16 protein-coding genes are annotated in these 20,999 nt (G+C 69.2%); 10 read left to right on the top strand and 6 right to left on the bottom strand.

The genetic code is table 11. From position 1 onward, the window contains the following. Positions 1-426: 426 nt before the first annotated feature. Positions 427-1,851 (bottom strand): bis-aminopropyl spermidine synthase family protein, encoded by a 1,425-nt coding sequence (locus EIZ44_RS07775; RefSeq protein WP_134728108.1) that lies wholly within the window; start codon positions 1,849-1,851, stop codon positions 427-429. Positions 1,852-1,948: 97 nt separating this feature from the next. Between EIZ44_RS07775 and EIZ44_RS07780 the strand changes: the two genes are divergently transcribed. From EIZ44_RS07780 to EIZ44_RS07795, 4 genes are read left to right on the top strand one after another with little or no spacing between them, the layout of a single operon-like run. Beyond that, on the top strand, positions 1,949-3,037 hold the full coding sequence (locus tag EIZ44_RS07780) for an ABC transporter ATP-binding protein (RefSeq protein ID WP_037817227.1): 1,089 nt from the start codon (positions 1,949-1,951) through the stop codon (positions 3,035-3,037). Next, on the top strand, positions 3,037-3,729 hold the full coding sequence (locus tag EIZ44_RS07785) for an ABC transporter permease (protein WP_134728109.1): 693 nt from the start codon (positions 3,037-3,039) through the stop codon (positions 3,727-3,729). Before EIZ44_RS07780 ends, EIZ44_RS07785 begins: the two co-directional genes overlap by 1 nt. Then, entirely contained in the window at positions 3,726-4,430 is a 705-nt protein-coding gene (locus EIZ44_RS07790) for an ABC transporter permease (protein ID WP_037817223.1), read from the top strand. The genes EIZ44_RS07785 and EIZ44_RS07790 overlap by 4 nt, the downstream gene beginning before the upstream one ends. Continuing rightward, positions 4,427-5,320 (top strand): ABC transporter substrate-binding protein, encoded by an 894-nt coding sequence (locus EIZ44_RS07795; RefSeq protein WP_037817221.1) that lies wholly within the window; start codon positions 4,427-4,429, stop codon positions 5,318-5,320. The genes EIZ44_RS07790 and EIZ44_RS07795 overlap by 4 nt, the downstream gene beginning before the upstream one ends. A gap of 49 nt (positions 5,321-5,369) precedes the next feature. Here the strand turns inward: EIZ44_RS07795 and EIZ44_RS07800 are convergent, their stop codons facing one another. Further along, on the bottom strand, positions 5,370-5,897 hold the full coding sequence (locus tag EIZ44_RS07800) for a GNAT family N-acetyltransferase (protein ID WP_134728110.1): 528 nt from the start codon (positions 5,895-5,897) through the stop codon (positions 5,370-5,372). Positions 5,898-5,967: 70 nt separating this feature from the next. Here EIZ44_RS07800 and EIZ44_RS07805 point away from each other — a divergent pair, with 70 nt between their 5' ends. Continuing rightward, on the top strand, positions 5,968-6,495 hold the full coding sequence (locus EIZ44_RS07805; protein ID WP_205673068.1) for a WapI family immunity protein: 528 nt from the start codon (positions 5,968-5,970) through the stop codon (positions 6,493-6,495). Here the strand turns inward: EIZ44_RS07805 and EIZ44_RS07810 are convergent. Both EIZ44_RS07810 and EIZ44_RS07815 read right to left on the bottom strand, forming a co-directional pair. Next, positions 6,388-7,587, bottom strand: a complete 1,200-nt coding sequence (locus EIZ44_RS07810; RefSeq protein WP_134728111.1) for an MFS transporter — start codon at positions 7,585-7,587, stop codon at positions 6,388-6,390. The genes EIZ44_RS07805 and EIZ44_RS07810 overlap by 108 nt on opposite strands. Before the next feature lie 59 nt (positions 7,588-7,646). Beyond that, complete coding sequence (locus tag EIZ44_RS07815) at positions 7,647-8,885, bottom strand: FAD-dependent oxidoreductase (RefSeq protein WP_240691238.1); 1,239 nt, start codon at positions 8,883-8,885, stop codon at positions 7,647-7,649. A gap of 149 nt (positions 8,886-9,034) precedes the next feature. On the opposite strand from EIZ44_RS07815, the gene EIZ44_RS07820 reads away from it, so the two are divergent. Continuing rightward, complete coding sequence (locus EIZ44_RS07820; RefSeq protein ID WP_134728112.1) at positions 9,035-9,484, top strand: nitroreductase family deazaflavin-dependent oxidoreductase; 450 nt, start codon at positions 9,035-9,037, stop codon at positions 9,482-9,484. 97 nt (positions 9,485-9,581) lie between these two features. Here EIZ44_RS07820 and EIZ44_RS07825 read toward each other — a convergent pair whose 3' ends face one another. Continuing rightward, the gene (locus EIZ44_RS07825; RefSeq protein ID WP_078870629.1) at positions 9,582-13,265 is read right to left on the bottom strand and encodes a multifunctional oxoglutarate decarboxylase/oxoglutarate dehydrogenase thiamine pyrophosphate-binding subunit/dihydrolipoyllysine-residue succinyltransferase subunit; all 3,684 of its coding nucleotides are present in this window, start codon (positions 13,263-13,265) and stop codon (positions 9,582-9,584) included. A gap of 229 nt (positions 13,266-13,494) precedes the next feature. Continuing rightward, a complete protein-coding gene (locus tag EIZ44_RS07830) occupies positions 13,495-14,994 on the bottom strand; it encodes an FAD-dependent monooxygenase (RefSeq protein WP_240691239.1) in 1,500 nt (499 codons plus the stop codon). 281 nt (positions 14,995-15,275) lie between these two features. On the opposite strand from EIZ44_RS07830, the gene EIZ44_RS07835 reads away from it, so the two are divergent. The 4 genes from EIZ44_RS07835 to EIZ44_RS07850 all read left to right on the top strand — a co-directional run bounded on the left by EIZ44_RS07835 (position 15,276) and on the right by EIZ44_RS07850 (position 20,896). After that, on the top strand, positions 15,276-16,298 hold the full coding sequence (locus EIZ44_RS07835; protein WP_134728114.1) for a methyltransferase: 1,023 nt from the start codon (positions 15,276-15,278) through the stop codon (positions 16,296-16,298). Then, entirely contained in the window at positions 16,295-17,845 is a 1,551-nt protein-coding gene (locus EIZ44_RS07840) for an FAD-dependent oxidoreductase (protein ID WP_205673070.1), read from the top strand. The genes EIZ44_RS07835 and EIZ44_RS07840 overlap by 4 nt, the downstream gene beginning before the upstream one ends. An 85-nt stretch (positions 17,846-17,930) precedes the next feature. Further along, positions 17,931-18,686, top strand: coding sequence for an SDR family NAD(P)-dependent oxidoreductase (locus EIZ44_RS07845; RefSeq protein WP_134728115.1), 756 nt, complete (start codon positions 17,931-17,933; stop codon positions 18,684-18,686). 122 nt (positions 18,687-18,808) lie between these two features. Next, the gene (locus tag EIZ44_RS07850; RefSeq protein ID WP_134728116.1) at positions 18,809-20,896 is read left to right on the top strand and encodes an AfsR/SARP family transcriptional regulator; all 2,088 of its coding nucleotides are present in this window, start codon (positions 18,809-18,811) and stop codon (positions 20,894-20,896) included. The last annotated feature ends 103 nt before the right edge of the window (positions 20,897-20,999 follow it).

A 20,999-nucleotide genomic window follows, 5' to 3' on the forward strand; every position in this document is an offset into this window, starting at 1 on the left:
TGTGGCATTGGGTGCATGTGGCGCACCCAATGTGGCGTTCGGTGCGTGGGACGCACCCAATGCCACATTGGGGCGCATCCCGGGGCGGCGGGCGGGGCGGTGTGGTGTGGTCCGTGAAGGGCTCCTCGAGGGAATCTGGGTCTCTGAAGGAGCCCCTCACGGCCCGCCGACGGTCGTGAGGGGAACCCTGAGGGAGTCATAGTCAATGAGGGTGGCCCTCACGACCTATTGCCGGAAGCCGTGATCGCGCGCGAGCCCGGGGCGGCGAGCGAGAAGCGATTGCGCTGGTCAGCGGGCGGATAGCGCAGTCTGGCCGCTGCACTGCCGTCAATCTGGCCGCTAGGTTGACGGCAATCTGGCCGCTACTGGGTCTTCAATCTGGCCGCTCCAGCTGCTTCAACCTGGCCGCCCAGTAGCGGCTGGTGGTCAGCCGGGGAGCAGTTCCGCTAGGCGGTGTCGGGGGACGTCCACCAGGCGTAGGTCCGCCAAATCCTCTGGGACGTTCAGTGCGGCATTAGCCAGCCTCGCGTGGGCGCGGGTCAGCAGTTCGGACGGGTGGTCGACCAGGTCTGCGGCGACGATCGCGTGGCGGTTGTCGGGGGTGCTGCGGAGCAGGCGGAGGCGGTACTTGTCCGCGACCAGTGCGGTCAGGGCTGCTTGGGCGGCTGCGTCCGCCAGGTCGGGGTGGTTGTTCGGCAGCAGCAGTGCCAGGCGTCGGGCGTTCGTGCCCAGCAGGGTGCGCAGTAGCCAGGGGCCGGGGTCGGCGGTGAGGTCCATGGCGACGGCGTCGCCTTCGGGGCCGGACGTGGCCCAGCCGACGGGGCGCGTTTCCAGGGCCAGGCCGCCTTCGGAGGCGATTTCTCGGGCGGCCGCCAGGAGGCCCGGTTTGGTGCCGGCTGATTCGACTGATTGCGGGCCGTGCGTGTAGATGGCGGAGCTTCCCTTGCGGGCGAACGATTTCTTCGCCTTCGCGGTTGGCTGGCAGACGTACAAGTCTGCCGCGCTGCCGATTGCTTGGGCACCGGTGTAGCGGTTGAAGTCCGGGAGAATCGCCTCGTAGGTCAGGCCCAGGGTGGCGAGGGAGCGCTGCACTTGCGCGCCTAGCGCGGGGTGACGCGGGCTGTAGCCGTAGGCCAGGAGGATTCGGCCTTCGGTGGGTTCGCGCAAGGCTTGCACTGCGCGGGCGGCGAAGAGGCCCATGCCTTCCGGCGTGTAGGGCGGGTCGCTGAAGACCAGGTCTGCTTTGCCGGTCAGGGCCGGGGGCAGGCCGACGCGCAGGTCGGCGTGGGCGGTGAAGATGGTGCGTTCGCCGGTGGTGTCCAGGTAGGACAGGACGCGTTCGTCCAGGTCCACTACGGACAGTTCCGCTTCCGGGCACACCGCGCGCACGGCTAGCGACGTCAGATCGTGGTCGCCGAGGAAGAGCACCTTGCTGCGGCGGAGGTCGTAGCGGGAGTTCAGCCACAACGCGCGACGCAGCACGGTCTCCGGGGTCGCTTGCACGTGGTCCAGAGCCGCGAGCGGGGGCGGGACGGCGGCGATTCGTTCGGCCAGCATGGTGAGCAGGGCCGGTTGGGCGGCGACCGCGGCGTCGAGGGGGTCGGGCAGGGGCGGCAGGGAGTACGACGCGTAGGTGGCGCGTGCGGACGGGGCGATGCGGACGCCTGCGGGGGAGCGTTCCAGGTCCGGTTCCAGTGCTGCGAGAAGGTCTTCGACGCTTCGGCGCGGGGCGGCGGTGAGCCGCACTAGGTCGGCCAGTTCGTACGAGCCGCTGCGGAGCAGGGTGAGCACTTCGTAGAGCGGGCGGACGGCGGCGCCATGTGCGGCGAGGACGTCGTCTAGGGCGGTCACGGGGTCCGAGGGTAGTCGGCCACGCTGCGGGACAGGCTGCCAAGGCCGCGCGAGTGGGCTACCGTCGGACTCTGCACCAGGACGTGGGGAGAAGTCTGTGACCATCGAATTCCGAGACGTCGTCAAGCGCTATCCGGACGGCACGGTCGCGGTCGACGGCCTCTCGCTCACCGTGGAAGACGGAACGATCACGGTGTTCGTCGGTCCGTCCGGGTGCGGCAAGACGACCTCGCTGCGGATGATCAACCGGATGGTCGAGCCCACCTCCGGCGCGGTGCTGCTGGACGGCAAGGACGTCAGCGAAGGCGACCCGGCGGTGCTGCGCCGCGGCATCGGCTACGTGATCCAGCACGCCGGGCTCTTTCCACACCGGACAGTGCTCGACAACATCGCGACCGTGCCGCTGCTGTCCGGATGGGACAAACGCAAGGCGCGCGCCAGGGCGGCCGAGTTGCTCGAGACGGTCGGCCTGCCGACGGAACTCGGGAAGCGGTATCCGGCGCAGCTGTCCGGCGGGCAGCAGCAGCGCGTCGGCGTAGCGCGTGCGCTTGCCGCCGATTCGCCGGTGTTGCTGATGGACGAGCCCTTCTCCGCGGTCGACCCGGTGGTCCGCGAAGGGCTGCAGGACGAGCTGCTGCGGCTGCAATCCCAGCTGGGCAAGACAATCGTGTTCGTCACGCACGACATCGACGAGGCGGTGCGGCTCGGCGACAAGGTCGCGGTGATGCGCGTCGGCGGGAAGCTCGCGCAGTACGGCACGCCGGCCGAGGTGCTGCGGCATCCGGTCGACGACTTCGTCGCGTCGTTCGTCGGCCGGGACCGCGGGTATCGCGGGCTTTCGTTCCTGCCGGCGAGCGGCGTCGAGGTTTCGCCGGCTCGGACGATCGAGCTCGGCAGCAAGATCGACGGCCCGTCGGAGGGCTGGCTGCTCGCGGTGAACGACGAGAAGCAGCCGCGCGGCTGGCTTCCGCCAGGCTCCACAGTGGACGGCCCGTTGGCGGAAACCGACCTCGTGGCAGGCGGATCGCTGTACGTGCAGGGCACGCCGATCCGCGGGGCGCTCGACGCGGCGCTGTCGTCGCCGGCCAGTCTCGGCGTCGTGGTGGACGACGAGAACCGCGTGCTCGGGACGGTGGTCGCGCACCAGGTCTTGGATGTAATCGAGGCCTCCCCGCAGGCGTCCTGATGGGCGACTTCTTCGGCGAACTCGGCCGGTACCTGTCGAGCTCCAACAACCGCGGCGAAATCCTCGCCAATCTGCTCGAGAACATCTATCTCGCGCTGGTGCCGCTGGTCGCGGGCATCGTGCTGGCGATCCTGCTCGGCTGGCTCGGGCATCGCTGGCGGCCCGCGCGCAGTGTGCTGCTGGTGGTGGGGAATCTGCTGTACACGATTCCGTCGCTGGCGCTTTTTGTGGTGATTCCCGGCATTATCGGGACGAAGATTCTCGACAGCGTCAACGTGATCGTCGCGTTGACTATCTACACCACCGCGCTGCTGGTGCGTCCGGTGCTCGACGCGTTGGAAGCCGTGCCGCCGCACATCGTCGCGGCTGCCACGGCGATCGGATATCGCGGGCCGCGCCGGTTCTTCAGCGTCGAACTGCCGCTCGCGGTGCCGGTGCTCGCGGCGGGGGTGCGGGTGGCGTCGGTGAGCAATATCAGCCTGGTGAGCGTCGGTGCGCTGATCGGGACCGGGGCGCTCGGCGTGCTGTTCACCGACGGGTTCCAGCGGGAGTACTTCTCGCCGATCGTGGTCGGGATCGTGCTGACGATGCTGCTCGCGTTGATCGTCGACCTGCTGCTGGTGTTGCTGCGCAATCTGTTGACGCCTTGGGAGAGAGCGGGTCGCGCGCCGGCCGCGGAGGTGGCGGGATGATCGGCGACGTCTTCACCTGGTTCACCACGGCCGCGAACTGGCAGGGCACGGGCGGCATTCTCGCCCGGCTCGCCCAGCACGTCGGCTACATCGCGCTGGCGCTGGTCATCGCACTGGTGATCGCGATCCCGATTGGACTGTTCGTCGGCCACACCGGCCGCGGCGGCGTCGTGCTGGTCGGGGTGGGCAACGCGATCCGCGCGCTGCCGACGCTCGGGCTCGTGACCTTCCTGTTCCTGCTCTTCACCGAAAGCACCACCGCGACCATCATCGGCCTGGTGGTGCTGGCGATCCCGCCGGTGCTGGCTGGGACCTACGCCGGTCTGCAGGCGGCCGAGCACGATGTCGTCGACGCCGCGCAAGGCATCGGGATGACCGGCTGGCAACGACTGTGGCAGGTCGAGGTGCCGATCGCGCTTCCGTTGGTACTGGGCGGAATCCGCAACGCGGTCCTGCAGTTGATCGCGACAGCCGCGGTAGCCGCGTATGTCGGTCTCGGCGGCCTCGGCCGGTTCCTGCTCGACGGACTGGCCATTTTGGACTACACCGAGGTCGTCGCGGGGGCGATTCTCACCGCGTTGCTGGCGATCGTGGTCGACCTGCTGCTCGCCGCCGCACAGCGAGCCTTGGTGCCCAAGGGAGTCCGGCTGGCCGCGCAAGCAGCGTCCGGCCGGGCAGCGGCCGCGGGAGGAGCAGCGTGAAACGGTGGGGGATCCTGGTGGCCGGGCTGGCGCTGCTGGCGTCGGCATGCGGAAACCCGCTGTCCGGCGGCGGTGAGGGCGGCAGTACCGGCGACATCATCATCGGCGCGTCGGATGTCGGGGAAAGCTCTTTGCTGGCCCAGATTTATGCCGGGGCTTTGCGGAATGTCGGCGCGCACAACGTGACGGTGCGACCGCCGGTCGGCAGCCGCGAGGTCGTGGTGAAAGCGTTGCAGGACAAGTCTTTGTCCGTGGTGCCGGATTACTCCGGGAACCTGCTGCGGTATTTCGACAAGAACACTCCGGCGACGACGTCGGAAGATGTTTACGCACAGCTGAAGCAGAAAATCCCGGGCGGGTTCGAGGTTCTCGACCAGTCGCCCGCGCAGGACAAGGATTTGCTCGTGGTGGGCAAGGAACTCGCGGCCACCGGGGTGAAGACCTTTTCTGATCTGGGACCGCGCTGCAAGGACCTGGTGATGGGCGGGCCGGGGCAGTGGAGCAGCCGGTGGAAGGACCGGATCAAGCAGCTGTACGGGTGCGAGTTCAAGGAAATCCGCACGACGGATACCGGCGGGCCGGTGACGGTGGCGGCGTTGAAGTCGGGTGAGGTGCAAGTGGCGGACTTGTTCAGCACGTCGGCGACTATCGCGTCCAATGGGTTCGTGCCGCTGGAGGACGACAAGCACATGTTCCCGGCGCAGAACATCGTGCCGCTGGTGTCGCGGGGGACGTTGAATGCCGCTGAAACGGCTGCGCTGAACCGGGTTTCGGCGGCGTTGACTACGGAGCAGTTGACTGAGCTGAACGTGCAGTACACGGATGAGAAGCGGAACGCTAAGGATATCGCTGAGGAGTTCTTGCGGCGGAACGGGTTGGCGGCCTCGTGAGTGGCGTTGCCGGTTCTAACCGGATTCGCCACTCACGAGCGCTACCGCCTCAGAGCCGGTCGAAAGCCGCCGCGTAGCGGAACGCGCCGCGGTTTTCCGGGGTGTACGCCGCCAGCGGCAGCGCCTGAAAATGCGGGGCCCATTCCGGTACCGGCGGCGTGACGCCGAGCTTTTCGGCCATGACGAAGCCGAAGCGGGAGTAATAGCCTGGGTCGCCCAACAGCACGATCAGGCGGTAGCCGAGTGCGTTGGCGGCGCCGATCGTTGCGTGGACCAGGGCTGAGCCTGCGCCGCCGCGGTGGCGGTCCGGGTGGACGCCTAGCGGGCCGAAGCCGATGGCGGAGTTTGGGTCGCCGCCTAGGCGGCCTGGGCTGGAGCAGGCGTGGCCGATGACCTCTCCGTCGCGGACGGCGACGAGCGAGAGGGCGGGGAGCAGATCGCCGTCGGCGGTGAGTTCGGTGACTAGTTTCGCTTCCGGCATTTCGCCGGTGACATCGGGATTGTGGACGCGGAACGCGGCGGTGTGCACAGCATGGATCGCTGGTGCGTCGGCGGCGGTCGACTGGCGGATCTGCATGCGCCCAGTTTCCCTGAGCGGCGGCTTGAACGGAAATTCATTTTGGCGGGCCGCATTAGAGTGGGGGGCGATGAGCGAGGTGGCGATAGGGGCGGCGCACGGCGATCGGCTGGTGATCGACGTGCTGGGGCGGATGCACGCGGGGGCGGTCGATTTCTGGGACGGCAACTGGCTTTTCAGTCCGGTTGACCTGGTGGTCGGCGGGTTCAGCGCTCGGGTGCCCGCTGGGTTGCGGGCCGAGGAGTTGCGGAGTTTCCGGGAGCAGCTGGCGAAGGCGTATGCCGACTTCGGCGGGGTCGCTCGGCTGACGTCGATGGAGGAGTGGCTCGATCTGACGGTCACCGTCGCCAAATCCGGGAGGGTTGAGGTTGAGGGAACCGCGATCGACGGGCGGGGGAACCGGCTGTCGTTTCGGATTGGCGAGCTTGATCAGGCCGAGCTGCCGGCGATCATCGACGGGTTGGCGTCGATCGAGACGGAGTTTCCGGTGCTAGGCCGTGACAGTTTGGGGAGCGACCCGGGCCGGGCGGTCGTCTCGCATGAAGAGGAGGACGGCGGCTCCCACGAGCGGTCCGGCGGCCAGAGTGAGGAACGCTGAATAGAACGAGCCGGTCGCGTGGAAGACCGGGCCGACGACGGCGGGCACGATGACGCTGCCCAGTTGCCAGAAGGCGTTCACCGCGCCTGCGGCGGAGCCGGCTAGGCGGACACCGGTCAACGCGGGGATCATGGCGGCGGTCAGCGGGCTGTAGGCGTACGCGCCGATGCCGAGAATCGGGGCCACCACTAGGAAAGCGCCGTAGCTGCTCAGGGAACCGAAGACCAGCAGAGCGCCGCCGAAGAGGATGAGGACGGCGATGATGGGGATTCGCCTGCCCAGGCCGACTTTGTCGGTGAGCCAGCCGATCAGCGGTTTGATCACTACCGCTGTGCCGGAGAAGATGACCAGGACTACGCCGGCCCGTACGGGGTCGATGTGTTCGCCGCGGATCATCAGCGTGTTGGACCACGTGACGAAACCGTAGGTGCCCCACAGTCCGCCGAAACCGGCTAAGCCCAGCAGCAACAGGTCGCGGTTGCGGAAGAGCGGGCGGGGGTCCGGCAAACCGCGGCGGGTGGACGTGGCGACGTTGCCGTTGCGGATGAAGACCAGGCACAGCAGACCGAGTACGACGGTGACGCCGCCGAAGAGGTGGTACGACACTGGCCAGCCGCTGTTTTTCACGAGCGTGGGCACGACGGCGTTGGCTACGACCGTGCCCAGTGACGTCGCGGTCATGAAGATGCCGCTCGCGAGTCCGTGCTCCTCCGGGCGGAACCAGGTGGTGATCAGCTTCAGTCCGGCGGAGAAGTCGACGCCTGCGAACAGGCCCAGCAGAGCTTGTAGGACCAGGCCCCAGGCGATGGACGTGGTCGAGCCGAATCCCACCATGAGCGCGCCTGCGACGAAGGAGCTGATGCCCAGGATCGCGCGGCTGCCGAGCCAGTCGGAGAGGAAGCCGCCGGCGGTGTTGGAGATGACGTAGCCGATGTAGTAGCAGGTGGCGAAGATCCCGAGCGCGGCCAGCGGCACGCCGAGCGAATCGCTGACCGCTGAGGACGCGGGGCCCCAGGTCGACCGGTCCACCGAGGTCATCGTGAACACAGCCCAGCAGAGCAGCAGGACGACCCAGCGATAGCGGCTCGGCATGGGGCCTCCTTCGACCTGACGGATGATCAGGGAAGGTTCCCGTTACCGGCGGTCGCGGGTCAAGCCAAGGCATCCTGACGGTGCAACTCGGCCCGGATCGCGCGGACGTCGTGGGCTCGGCCGCCGACGTACTGGGCGGCGGCGATCCCCGCGGCGTGGCCGGTCGCGAAGGCGGTGCCCATGACGCGGACGGAGGCGTACGCGTCGTCGTCGGAGCTGGTCAGGCGGCCGGCTGCCCAGAGGTTCGCGGTGTCGGCGGAGCAGATCGCGCCGTAGGGGAGGTCGTACCAGCCTCGGTCGGCGATCGGTTCGTAGCGGGTGATGCCGGGGCCCGCGTGGTCTTCGATCGGCCAGCCGCAGCGGCCGATGGACACGTCGGGGCGTTTGCGGGCGGTCAGGACGTCGCGGCCGGTGAGCTGTTCGCGGCCGACCAGGTGGCGGCCTTCGCGGATGCCTAGCTGGGGACCGGTTTCTTCGAGGCGCGCTGACGACCAGCCGGCGAGGTGTTTGCGCAGGGCGTCCAGGTATTGCCATGCCTGACGTCGCGCGTCGGCTTCGTCGCGGCTCAGCGAGGCGGCGTCCAGGACGTCGGTTTGTTCGTCCACCAGGAGGGCGATTACGTTGCGGGTCAACGGAAGGTGCACGGCGATGCCGTAATCGCGGGGCAACTGGACGCCGGTTTCCCGTTGGTACGCGGCGACGGCGGCGCGCAAGCCCTCGCGCGAGAGGTCCGCGTCTTCGGACACGCCGGAGAACCGGCAGACGAGCGTGCTGGTTTGCCGGTCGCGCAGCGGGGCGACGCGGACGGCGGCTCCGGCGGCGGCCAGGAGCGCGCCGTCGCCGCTGGCGTCGACGAACGCGCCGGCGGTGACCCGCTCCCGGCCGCCGCGGTGGTGCAGTTCGACCTCGGTGACGATGCCGTGCGTCCGCCGCGCGCCGATGAGCTTGGTGTGCAGGAGGACGTCCACGCCGGCGTCGGCGGCCAGCTCGTCGTACACCAGTTTGGTGGTTTCCAGGTCGAGCAAGACGATCTTGTTGCCGGTCCAGCCCATCGTCTTCTCTTCGTAGGCGCCCCGGTGCCGCAGCCGCCGCAGCACCTCCTCGCCGACGCCCGCGACGACCTGCTGGCCGGTCTGGTCGAAGAAACCGCAGAGGGTCAGCACGGAACTGATCGTCGCCGCGCCGCCAAGGTACGGGTACTGCTCGACCAGCAGCACCCGCGCCCCGGTGCGCGCCGCCCCGGCAGCGGAGGCGATACCCCCAGCACCGCCTCCGACTACGACGACGTCGTAGTGCACTCCAGCCCTCCTCGGGTGTTTGGCACCCAGTGAACTGGGTCCGGCCGGGAGGTCGCCACTGCCTATCCGGCACCCCGGGCATACCCGCAAGGTATATCTATGAAGATCAGAAAGTATGAAACTCATACAAGTTGGCGTACGCTCGGGGCATGGACACGAAGGCAGCCGGATACCGGCGCAAGGTCAACACGATCAACCGGGTCATCACCGCCCTGCAGCGCGCGGGGCTCGCGTTCGGGCCGATGGAACTGCTCACCGTCCCCGGGCGGCGCAGCGGCGAGCCGCGGACGTTTCCGTTGGCGGTATTGAAAGTCCAGGGCGGGGAGTACCTGATCCAGGCGTTCCCGAAGGCGGCGTGGGTGGCGAACGTCCGCGCGGCGGGGGAGGGCACGTTGTCGCGGGGACGGCGATCGCGACGGGTGCGGTTCGCGGAACTGCCGGTCGCGGAGCGGGGGCCGGTGCTGCGAGAGGTGGTCGCGGACGGGCCGCCGAGCGTGGGGCGGCGCTATGTCACGACGGGACTGGCGGAGTCGCCGACGCCGGACGGGGTGGCGGCTGCTGCGGGGAGGATCGCGGTTTTTCGGGTGGAAACGATCTGAGAACGGCGAAGGCCGGACGCACGATCGCCAAGGCGCAGGAAACGGCGAAGGCCGCCGCGGGAACGAGTCCCGCGGCGGCCTTCTGCGTAACTGAGGATCAGTCGAACGCCTTGGCGATCAGCGCCTTCTGCTCGACGTCGTGCACCTTCGACGAACCCGCCGACGGGGCGGCCATCGGGCGGCGCGCCACCACGTCGAGGCCGGTGAAGAACTCCGGGAACTTCCGGGGCAGGTTGAGGCCGAAGAACGGCCACGCGCCCTGGTTTTCCGGCTCCTCCTGGACCCACGCGATCTGGCTGGCGTTCGAGTAGCGCTCCACCGCGGCCAGCAGCTTCTTCTTCGGCAGCGGGTAGTACTGCTCGATCCGCACGATCGCGACGTCGTCGGCGCCGCGCTTCTCGCGCTCGGCCACCAGCTCCCAGTAGAGCTTGCCCGAGGTGAGCAGCACCTTGCGGACCTTCGCCGGGTCCTGCGTGGCGTCGTCGATCACCGACATGAAGCGGCTCTGGCCGGTGAAGTCCTCGACCGTCGACGTCGCCGCCTTGTTGCGCAGCATCGACTTCGGAGTGAAGACGATCAGCGGACGCTGGATGCCGTCGAGGGCGTGCCGGCGCAGCAGGTGGAAGTAGTTCGCCGGGGTGGACGGCACCGCGACGGTCATCGACGCTTCCGCGCACAGCGACAGGAACCGCTCGATCCGGCCGGACGTGTGGTCCGGGCCCTGGCCCTCGTGGCCGTGCGGCAGCAGCAGCACGACGTCCGAGCGCTGGCCCCACTTGGCCTCGCCGGAGGAGATGTACTCGTCGATCACGGTCTGCGCGCCGTTGACGAAGTCGCCGAACTGCGCTTCCCACATCACGAGCGCCTCGGAGTTCGCCACCGAGTAGCCGTACTCGAAGCCGACGGCCGCGTACTCCGACAGCGCCGAGTCGTAGATCATCACGCGGCCCTGGCCGTCGGCCAGGTGCTGCAGCGGCGAGTACTCCTGGCCGTTCTTGCGGTCGATGAACACCGAGTGCCGCTGGGTGAACGTGCCGCGCCGGGAGTCCTGGCCGGACAGCCGCACGAGACGGCCTTCCAGCGCCAGCGACCCGAACGCCAGCAGTTCGCCGAACGCCCAGTCGACGCCGCCCTCGCGCGACATCTTGTGCCTGCGCTCCATGACCGGCTTGACCCGCGGGTGCGGGGTGAAGCCCTCGGGCAGGTTGACGAACGCGTCGCCGATCTTCTCGACGACCTCGCGCGACACGGCGGTGGTGACCTTCGCCGGGATCTGCTGCTCGCCCTCGACCGAAGGGCTCGCCTTCGCCGGGTGCTTCTCCAGTTCGCGCACCTCGTTGAAGACGTGCTCGAGCTGGCTGGAGAAGTCGCGCAGCGCGGCCTCGGCCTCTTCGACGGAGATGTCGCCCCGGCCGATCAGCGATTCGGTGTAGATCTTCCGGACCGAACGCTTCGTGTCGATGATGTCGTACATCGCCGGCTGCGTCATCGAGGGGTCGTCGCCCTCGTTGTGGCCGCGGCGGCGGTAGCAGATCAGGTCGATCACGACGTCCTTGTGGAACGCCTGGCGGTAGTCGACCGCCAGCTTCGCGACCCAGTGCGCGGCCTCGGGGTCGTCGCCGTTCACGTGGAAGACCGGCGCGCCGATCATCTTCGCGACGTCCGTGGCGTACTGGCTCGACCGCGAGTGCTCCGGCGCGGTGGTGAAGCCGACCTGGTTGTTGACGACCACGTGCACGGTGCCGCCGGTGCGGTAGCCGCGCAGCAGCGCCAGGTTCAGGGTCTCGGCCACGACGCCCTGGCCCGCGAAGGCCGCGTCGCCGTGCATCAGGACCGGCAGCACGGTGTAGCCCTCGCCGCCCTTGTCGAGGACGTCCTGCTTGGCGCGGACGATGCCCTCGAGGACCGGGTCGACGGTCTCCAGGTGCGACGGGTTGGACGCCAGCGAGACCCGGGTCTCCCCGTCGCCGAACATCCGGAAGTACTTGCCCTCGGCTCCGAGGTGGTACTTCACGTCGCCGGAGCCGTGCGCCTGGCCCGGGTCGAGGTTGCCCTCGAACTCCTGGAAGATCTGGCTGATCGGCTTGCCGACGATGTTCGCCAGCACGTTCAGCCGGCCGCGGTGCGGCATGCCGATGACGACCTCGTCGAGCTCGGCTTCGGCGGCCTTGTCGAGCACCGTGTCCAGCAGCGGGACCAGGGTCTCGCCGCCTTCCAGCGAGAACCGCCGCTGGCCGACGTACTTGGTCTGCAGGAAGGTCTCGAACGCCTCGGCGGCGTTGAGCTTCGACAGGATGTACTTCTGCGCGGACGGCTCCGGCTTGCTGTGCCGGACCTCGACGCGCTCCTGGATCCAGCGCCGCTCCTCGGGGTCGAGGATGTGCGTGTACTCCACGCCGACCGTGCGGCAGTAGGAGTCGCGCAGCACGCCGAGGATGTCGCGCAGCTTCATCCGCTCGCGGCTGGAGAAGTCGCCGACGGCGAACTCGCGGTCCAGGTCCCACAGGGTCAGGCCGTGGCTGAGCACGTCGAGGTCGTGGTGGCTGCGCTGGCGGTAGTTCAGCGGGTCGGTGTCGGCCATCAGGTGGCCGCGCATCCGGAACGCCTCGATCAGCTCCATGACGCGCGCGGTCTTGTCGACCGGGCCGTCCGGGATGTCGGCGACCCAGCGGATCGGCTCGTACGGCAGCCGCAGGCTGGTGAAGACGTCGTCGTAGAAGCCGTCCTCGCCGAGCAGCAGTTCGTGAATGCGCTTCAGGAACTCGCCGGACTCCGCGCCCTGGATGATGCGGTGGTCGTACGTCGAGGTCAGCGTCATGATCTTGCTGACCGCGAGGTCGACGAGGGTCTTCTCGCTGGTGCCCTCGAACGACGCCGGGTACTGCATCGCGCCGACGCCGATGATCGCGCCCTGGCCCGCCTGCAGCCGCGGCACCGAGTGGTTCGTGCCGATGCCGCCCGGGTTGGTGAGCGAGATGGTGGTGCCCGCGAAGTCGTCCGCGGTGAGCTTGTTCGTGCGGGCCTTCTTGACGATCTCCTCGTAGGCCTGCCAGAACTGCATGAAGGTCATGTTCTCGGTGGCCTTGATGGAGGCCACGACGAGAGTGCGGGAGTCGTCCTTGCCCTTCATGTCGATGGCAAGCCCGAAGTTGACGTGCTCCGGCGTGATCGCGAACGGCTTCCCGTCGATCAGCTTGTAGTGCCGGTTCATGTTCGGGAAGTCCTTCAGCGCCCGCACCATGGCGTAGCCGATGAGGTGCGTGAAGGAGATCTTGCCGCCGCGGGTGCGCTTGAGGTGGTTGTTGATGACGATGCGGTTGTCCGCCATCAGCTTCGCCGGGACCGCGCGCACGCTGGTCGCGGTGGGCACGGAAAGCGAGGCGTCCATGTTCTTGGCGATCGCCGCCGCGGCGCCGCGCAGCTGCTTGGACTCCGGCTCGGCGTCCTTCGCCGGAGCGGACTTGGCGGGCGCGGAAGCCGCGGGCTTCGCGGCCGGGGCGGGCTTGGCCGGGGCCTTGGCCGCCGGGGCGGGCGCTGCCTTGGCGGCCGGAGCCGCCGGGGCCTTCGCGGCGGGGGCGGCGGGCTTGGCGGCGGGGGCCGCCTTGGCTTCCCCGTTCCCTTCCGCCTGGGTGCCGTTGCCGCCCGGAGTGGGCTTGTAGTCGGCGAAGAAATCGTGCCAGGCGGCGTCTACCGACTGGGGGTCCGCGAGAAACCGCTCGTACATTTCTTCGACGAGCCACTCATTGGCACCGAACTGCGATGCGGGACTGCTGCTGGCCACGGCTGGCTCTCGCCTCTATCCATTCTCGATCCGATATCACAAGCATCTGCTGACCGCCAGGCTAGTCCCCTGCCGGTGGCCCGAAACACGCCACCTGGACGCTCGTGAGACAGGTCATTGTCTGGATCGGTTGAGAGGCCCAGCCTGACAGACAGCAGGGCCCACCGTACGCGTCGCAAGGGCCGAATGCCGTCACCTCGGCCGGTTTGGGGTGATCCCGGACACAGCGTCAGCTCGCCGCGGCGGGCAGCGAACGCACCGGTGCTGGTCCGAACCACGCGCGCAGGGCTTCGCGCAGATCGGCGGGATCGGTGTCCGGGCTTTCGGCGAGCCAGGCGACGTGCCCGTCCGGGCGGAGCAGGAAGGCGGCGGGGACGTCGCTGGTGCACGGGGTGCCGGACACGAGGTCGAGCCGGTCGAGCCACGGCGCGGCGGTGCGGGCGACGGCGGGGCCGTCGGTGAGGTCGACGAGCACGCCGCGGCCGGAGTGCAGGAGCTTCATCGTGGTCGTCGCGGCGCCGTCCGCGACGATCGACCACTCCGGCACTCGTGTCCCGGCCAGCGGGTGGTCCGAGGCGGGGAAGGTCGGGTAGCGCACGTCGAGCGCGGTGATCATCTCCGCGAGGTAGCGGTTGACCTCGTCGAACTCCATCAGCGTCCCGAACAGCTCGCGCAGCGGGCCGATCTCCGGGCGCGGGTCCATCAGGGCGAGCTGGGCCTGGGTGTTGAAGCAGACGCGCGCGCCGACCGGGTGGCGTTCGTCGTGGTAGGTGTCGAGCAGCTGGTCCGGGCTGCCGTTGACGACCGCGGCGAGCTTCCAGCCGAGGTTCACCACGTCCTGGATGCCGGTGTTGAGGCCCTGTCCGCCCGCCGGGAAGTGCACGTGCGCGGCGTCGCCGGCGAGCATGACCCGGCCCTTGCGGTACTGCGCGGCCTGCCGGGTCGCGTCGCCGAAGCGCGAGAGCCACACCGGGTCGCGCATCGGGAGTTCCTGGTCGGTGACCCGCTTGACCGAAGCGGCGAGTTCCTCCAGTTCGACCGGGTCGTCGCGGTGCGCGGTCGGCGGACGGAACTCGACCGACACGACGCGGTAGAGGTCGCCGCCGAGCGGGACCGTGCCGAACACGCCGCCCTTGCAGCGGGCCAGGTGCGGGCCGTCGGGCACCTGGTCGAGGTGGACGTCGGCGAGCATCGCGTCGATGTTGGAGGCGGTGCCGGGGAAGTCGATGCCGGCCAGTTTGCGGACCAGGCTGCTGCCGCCGTCGCAGCCGACGAGGTAGCGGGAGCGGATCCGGTACTCGCCGTCCGGGCCGGTCACGGTGGCGACCACCGCGTCGGGCCCGTTCTCCAGCTCGGTGAGCCGGTGCCCGCGGCGGATCTCGACGTCCAGTTCCCGCGCGCGCTCTTCGAGGATCGCCTCGGTGCGCGACTGCGGGACCATCAGCGCGTACGTGTGGCGCCCGTTGAGCTTGCTGAGGTCGAGCAGCCGCATGCCGGCGAAGTGCCCCTTCGGCCACACCGGCGCGCCCTCGCTGAAGCGGGGCAGCAGGCCGCGCTGGTCGAGCACCTCGACGGTGCGCGAGTGCAGGCCGAGCGCGCGGGACTGCCCGCTCGGCTCGGCGAGCCGCTCGAGCACGAGCACCCGGCCGGGCCGCAGCCCGAGTTCGCTCGCGAGCATCAGCCCGACCGGGCCGCCGCCCACGATCACCACGTCGTACTCGACATCCATCCCGGTGCTCCCCATGTGTCCGTGCCTGTGCTCACCCTGTTGTCAGCACGGACAAGCCTGGAGCACCGCGCGGGTCCGCGGCTATACGCGCTGTGCTGGGGATTCAGCGCTAGCCGAGCGGTCTTGGACGGTCTCCGGGACGGCCTGAGCGGGGCGTCGGCGGAGGTCGAGAGCGTGTTGAGGGGCCTTCGAGACCCGGCCGGAAGCATCGCCGCACACGAAGGTTTCCGCGGCTGTCGTGCGCGCGGACCACCAGATAAGGAAGGCAGGTACGACCCGGGATGACTGCCCACACCACCGTGGACGCGCAGGCGATCGGCCGCCTCAACATGCTGTTCACCCAGTCGAAGATCCTGCACAGCGCGGTCGAACTGGGAGTGTTCGAACTGCTGGCGGACGCGCCGAGGACGATCGACGAGATCCGCCGGGAACTCGGTCTGCACCAGCGGTTCACCGGCGATTTCGTCCAGGCGCTGGCCGCGCTCGGCCTGCTGGAGCGCGACGGCGAGAAGTTCAGCAACGCGCCGGCGGCCGCGGAGGTGCTGGTGCCGGGCGCGTCCGGCGGCGGCTACCTCGGCGCGCGGGTCCGCACGACGTCGCAGCGGCACTACGCGATGTGGGGCAAGCTGTCCGAGGCGCTGCGCGACGGCGAGCCGAAGGCGGACATCGGCGGGCACGGCGCGTTCGCCAAGCTGTATGAGGATCCGGTGCGCGCCAAGGCTTTCCTGGTGCACATGGACGCGAACAACGCGTTGGTCGCGCCGCAGCTGGCCGAGCACGTGGACTGGTCGGAGTACAAGAGCTTCGTCGACGTCGGCGGCGCGCGCGGCAACGTCGCGGCGCAGTTGTGCCTCGCGCACCCGCATCTGCAGGGCGGCGTGTTCGAGCTGCCGCCGATCGAACCGCACTTCGACGAGCTGATGGCGGAGCTGGGCGTCGCGGACCGGGTCACGTTCCACCCCGGCGACTTCTTCGAGACGCCGCTGCCGGAGACCGACGTCGTCGTGTTCGGCCACGTGCTGCACGACTGGGACCCGCAGCGGCGCGTGGAACTGTTGGTGCGAGCCAAAAACGCGGTGCCGAGCGGGGGCGCGGTCGTGGTGTACGACCAGATCCTCGACGCCGAGAACCCGGATCTGCGCAGCCTGGTCGGCAGCATCAACGTCGGACTGATCACCGACGGCGGTTCCGAGTACACCGTGCCCCAGCTGCGCGAGTGGCTGGCCGAGGCCGGGTTGGAATTCCGCGCCGCCACCACTCTGCCGAAGGGCAACGACACCGTTGTGGTCGCGGTGAAACCGTGAGTGCGCAAGCGCTGGTAGTCGGGGCCGGGCCGGTCGGGCTGACCGCGGCGCACGAACTGGCCCGGCGCGGCGTGCGGGTGCGGATCGTGGACCGGGCCGCCGGTCCGGCGGTGACCAGCCGGGCCCTGGCGACGCATCCGCGTTCGCTGGAGATCTACGACCAAATGGGCGTGCTCGACGACCTGCTGCCGCGCGGGCAGCAGGTGCGCGCGTTCACGATTCACATGCGCGGCAAGCGAATGGTCGGTCTCCGGGCGGACTACTCGCGGCTGCCGACGCGGCTGCCGTTCACGTTGATGGTCGACCAGGTCATCACCGAGGAGGTGCTGCGGACCGCGCTGGCCAAGCAGGGCGTCGAGGTCGAATGGGGCGTCGCCTTGGCCGACTTCACCGACACCGGAGACGGCGTCCAGGTGCGGCTCGAACGCGACGGCGAGGTCGAGGAGACCTCGGCGGACTGGCTGGTCGGCTGCGACGGCGGGCACAGCGCGGTGCGCAAGAAGCTGGGGCTGAAGCTCGAAGGTGACTCGTCGGAGACCTGGCTGATCGCCGACGCGCAGGCGGACACCGCGTTGCCGCGCGACAGTATTCATCTCATCCGGACCCCGGGCGGTTCGGTGATGATGGTGCCGTTCCCGGACGAGGGCAAATGGCGGCTGCTCGACACCCGGGACGTCGAGTACTCCGGCTCGGGCGACGACGCGGCGGTCGCGCGGCGGTTCTCGGAGAAGGTGTCCGCGGCGACCGGCGTGCCGACCGTGGTTTCCCCGCCGACGTGGGTTTCGGTGTTCTCCATCCAGCAGCGGATGGTGCCGTCGATGCGGTCCGGTCGCTGTCTGGTCGCTGGCGACGCCGCGCACGTGCACAGCCCGGCGTCCGGTCAGGGCATGAACACCGGTGTGCAGGACGCGTACAACCTCGCGTGGAAGCTGGCGATGGTGATCGACGGGTACGCCGACGAGCAGTTGCTCGACAGCTACTCGCGCGAGCGCGTGCCGGTGGGTGCGGAGCTGCTGCGCACCACAAAGAAGGCGACTTTCCTGGTACAGCTGAAAAATCCGTACGTCGCCGCGGTGCTGCCGGTGGCGTTCGGCGTGATGCGCAACGTTTCGGCGCTGCGCGGCAAGCTGGAACGCAAGATCATGGGCGGAATGTCCGCACTGGGCCTTTCGTATGGCGACGGCCCCGCGGCGGCCGGGCCAGGACCGCGACCGGGCGAGCGGCTGTCGGTCGTCGCCGGTGCGGACGCGGAAACCCCGGCGTGGCAAGCGTTGCTGGCGCAGTTGCGCGAACCGGGCTGGACGCTGGTGCTCGGCCCGGACGCGGAGCGAGCCGAACTGCCGTCCGTGGGCGGCTGGCTGGTACCGCAGGTGGCGGGCCCTGGCGGGGACCTGCCGGACGCCGACGGCGCGTTGCGGCGGTCGCTCGGCCTTTCGGCGACGGGCTGGATCCTGACGCGCCCGGACGGCTACGTGGCCGACCGTGGCGACCGGATGTCCGCCGCTGTCGTGCGCGCCGTGCTGCGGCACGCGCACATCTCTGCCTGAGGAGCGGAACGTCCGTGAAGGACTCCTTGAGGGAATCAGATTCCCTCAAGGAGCCCTTCACGGACCTGAGGAGACTGGAGCGAAGGTGGATCTGGGGCTGACCGGCAAGGTCGTGCTGGTGACCGGCGGCAGCGGCGGGATCGGGGCCGAACTCGCGCGCACGTTCGCCGCGGAAGGGGCCAAGGTCGCGGTGACCTACCGGGCCAACCGCGAGGCGGCCGAGGAGGTCGCGCGCGAGTGCGGGCCGGACCGCGGGCTGGCCGTGCACTACGACCTGACCGAACTGGCCAGCGTGGACGCGGCGGTCGAGACCGTGGAGCGGCACTGGGGCCCGGTGGACGTGCTGGTCGCGAATGCGATCAGTCCCGGCGCGCTGCGCAAGCCGGGAAAATTGTTCGAAGAACTACCTACGGAGGATTGCGCTTCGTTCATCAATGTGAATATCGCGCCGGTGTTCCACACCGTGGCGAAGGTGCTGCCCGGTATGCGCGCGAAAAAATGGGGACGGATCGCATTTATTTCGTCGCGCGCGGCGACCGCGGGCAAGCCGGGCCGCGAGGCTTATGGGGCGGTGAAGTCCGCATTGCACGGTTTCGCTACGAGCCTCGCCTGGGACGTCGGCCGCGACGGAGTGCTGGTCAACACCATTCTTCCTGGCCTGACCGTCACTCCCCGTGTTGCGCAACAGGTTCCGGCCGAGATGCTGGAGCGCGAGCGAGCCATCACGCCCAGTGGCCGATTGAGCTGTCCGGGTGATGTCGCACAACTCGCAGTGTTCCTGTGTTCGGCCGCCAACGGCAATACGAACGGACAGTTCGCAGAAGTATCAGGCGGACGTTAAGTTTTTCCCGCCCGGGATCAGGAAGCCGTTTCTCTGCTAGCGTCGCTGGCGTCTCACTGGGGGAAAGCGAAGCACGCGGGCAGCTGCCTGGCGTGCTCTTTCGGCAGGTATCTGGGGGTCGGATGCAGATCGCAATATTGGGACCGCTGGCCGTACGCGCGGACGGAGTGGGCAAGACGCCGTCCGCGCCGAAGCTCCGCACGGTGCTGGCCATGCTCGCACTGAACGCCAACCGGGCAGTGCACTTCGAGCAGTTCGTCGAGGAGCTGTGGGAGAACAACCCTCCGGCGAGCGCGGCCACGACGTTGCAGACCTACGTCTACCAGCTGCGCAAATCGCTGCGCCTGGCCGGTTCGGCCGAGGAGGGAGCGACAGTACTGCTGACGCGCCCGCACGGTTACGAACTGCAGGTGCCGCGGGCGGACGTGGTCGACGCGGTGCGCTTCTCGGCGCTGCTCGACCAGGCTCGGGACCGGCACGACGCCGGTGATCTCGAAGCCTGTGCCGAGCTGTCCAGACAGGCGCTCGCACTGTGGCGCGGGGCCGCGCTCTCCGATCTCCCGCTCGGCCCGACCCTCGCCGCGCGGGCGACTCAGCTGGAGGAGAGCCGCAAGGCGGCGCTTGACCTGCGGTTCGAGGCCGAACTGGCGCTGGGCAGGCACCGGCGCGTGGTCGACGAACTCGCCGGGGTGGTCAAGGCGAATCCGACGCACGAGGCGTACTCGGCGAAGCTGATGGTCGCGCTCTACCGCTGCGGCCGCCGGGTCGAGGCGCTCGACGTCTACCACCGGGTGCGCAGCGATTTCATCGCACAGCTGGGCATCGAGCCGTCGGCGACGCTGCGTTCGGTGCACCAGCAGATCCTGGTGGACGATCCCGCGCTCACCCTTCCGGCCCCGCGCGGCTCCAGTGTGAGTGAAGCCACAACTGGTCTAGACAATGGGCAAACCGGGCAGACCACGCAAAATGAGCGCACTGCGGAAGTAGCCGTCCGGAGTATCGACGACAACGACACCGTGACTGAGAGCAGTGTCGTCGAAGTGGTTTCCGTCGTGCGTGCCGATGCGGAGGGTGATCTGGTCCCGCTGCGGCCCGCGGCGCCGGAGGTGCTGGGGCCGAACCACCTCCCGTCCGACGTGCCCGACTTCGTCGGCCGGGACGAGGAGATCCGCGAGCTGGTGCGGCGGTGTTCCGCCGCGCGCACCAAGCTCACCGGCGGCAGCACGGTCGTGGAGATCACCGGCGGACCGGGGGCGGGCAAGACCGCGCTGCTCGTGCACGTCGCGCACCGGGTCCGCGCGACGTTCCCGGACGGGCAGATCTTCGTGTCGCTGACGCCGGTGCACCGCGGCGAGGAGACGATGGCCGACGTGCTCGCCGGCTGCCTGCGCGCGTGCGGTGTTCCGCTGTCGCCGTCGCCCTCGATGTCGGAGCTGGTCAACGTCTACCGCGACTACACCGCCACCCGGCGGCTGCTGGTCGTCGTGGACGACGCCGCCCGGTCTTCCGAAGTGGATCTGTTGCGCCCCAGCGGTTCCGGCAGCTTGCTGCTGGTCGCGAGCAGGCGGCGGCTGTACTTGCGCGGCGTGGTCGCGCCCGTCAACCTGCCGCCGCTGACGGTCAACGAATCGCTGGAGCTGCTCGGCCAGTTCATCGGGCGCCGGCGGATGCTGGAGGACCTCGACTGCGCCAGCGCGCTCGTGCGGATGTGCGGCAGGCTGCCGCTGGCCGTCGCGGCGGTCGGCGGGTACCTGGCCTACCGCCCGGCCTGGTCGTTGCGCCGGATGCACGACCGGCTGTCCCGCGATCCCGGCGCGGTGCTTCGGTTGCCGTGTGGGGAAGGCACGGTCGACGCGAGCGTCCGGGCGAGTTACCGGACGCTGTGCGGACCGGCGCAGGAAGCGTTCCGGCAGCTGGCGAGCATCGACGAGTTCACCGTGCCGGACGCGGTCAAGCTCCTCGGCCGCCCTGGAGAACTGGTGCGCGAAGTGCTCGAGGACCTCGAATCCGCCGGGCTGGCCGAGGAAATCGGCGAACGCGGCGGTTCGGGACCGCACCGGTACCACGACGCGGAGTCCAATGTAGACGTTCTGCGGCCGTCCACGGCGGACGCGGTCTATTGCGTTCCCCGGCTCCCGTCGTTCGCGGGCCGTTGGCTCGCAAGGGAAGCCGAGCCCGCAGCACGCGAGGCGGCGGTCGCCACCGGCTGAGAACGAGGCGGGGTCGAATCCGGCTGGAGCGCGTTCGACCCCGCTTCGATCCGTCTTGGACACCCCGGGCCCAGACTCGACAACAGCGACGTCGGGCGCTCGG

This window comes from Amycolatopsis nivea, assembly GCF_004522235.1.
In the GTDB taxonomy this organism is placed as follows: domain Bacteria; phylum Actinomycetota; class Actinomycetes; order Mycobacteriales; family Pseudonocardiaceae; genus Amycolatopsis; species Amycolatopsis nivea.

Excerpts from the sequence above, each read along its gene's own strand:
- EIZ44_RS07820 (WP_134728112.1), top strand. The coding sequence starts at position 9,035 with ATGGACACGAAGGCAGCCGGATACCGGCGCAAGGTCAACACGATCAAC.
- EIZ44_RS07835 (WP_134728114.1), top strand. The coding sequence starts at position 15,276 with ATGACTGCCCACACCACCGTGGACGCGCAGGCGATCGGCCGCCTCAAC.
- EIZ44_RS07810 (WP_134728111.1), bottom strand. The coding sequence starts at position 7,587 with ATGCCGAGCCGCTATCGCTGGGTCGTCCTGCTGCTCTGCTGGGCTGTG.
- EIZ44_RS07830 (WP_240691239.1), bottom strand. The coding sequence starts at position 14,994 with ATGGATGTCGAGTACGACGTGGTGATCGTGGGCGGCGGCCCGGTCGGG.
- EIZ44_RS07785 (WP_134728109.1), top strand. The coding sequence starts at position 3,037 with ATGGGCGACTTCTTCGGCGAACTCGGCCGGTACCTGTCGAGCTCCAAC.
- EIZ44_RS07800 (WP_134728110.1), bottom strand. The coding sequence starts at position 5,897 with ATGCAGATCCGCCAGTCGACCGCCGCCGACGCACCAGCGATCCATGCT.
- EIZ44_RS07790 (WP_037817223.1), top strand. The coding sequence starts at position 3,726 with ATGATCGGCGACGTCTTCACCTGGTTCACCACGGCCGCGAACTGGCAG.
- EIZ44_RS07850 (WP_134728116.1), top strand. The coding sequence starts at position 18,809 with ATGCAGATCGCAATATTGGGACCGCTGGCCGTACGCGCGGACGGAGTG.
- EIZ44_RS07805 (WP_205673068.1), top strand. The coding sequence starts at position 5,968 with ATGAGCGAGGTGGCGATAGGGGCGGCGCACGGCGATCGGCTGGTGATC.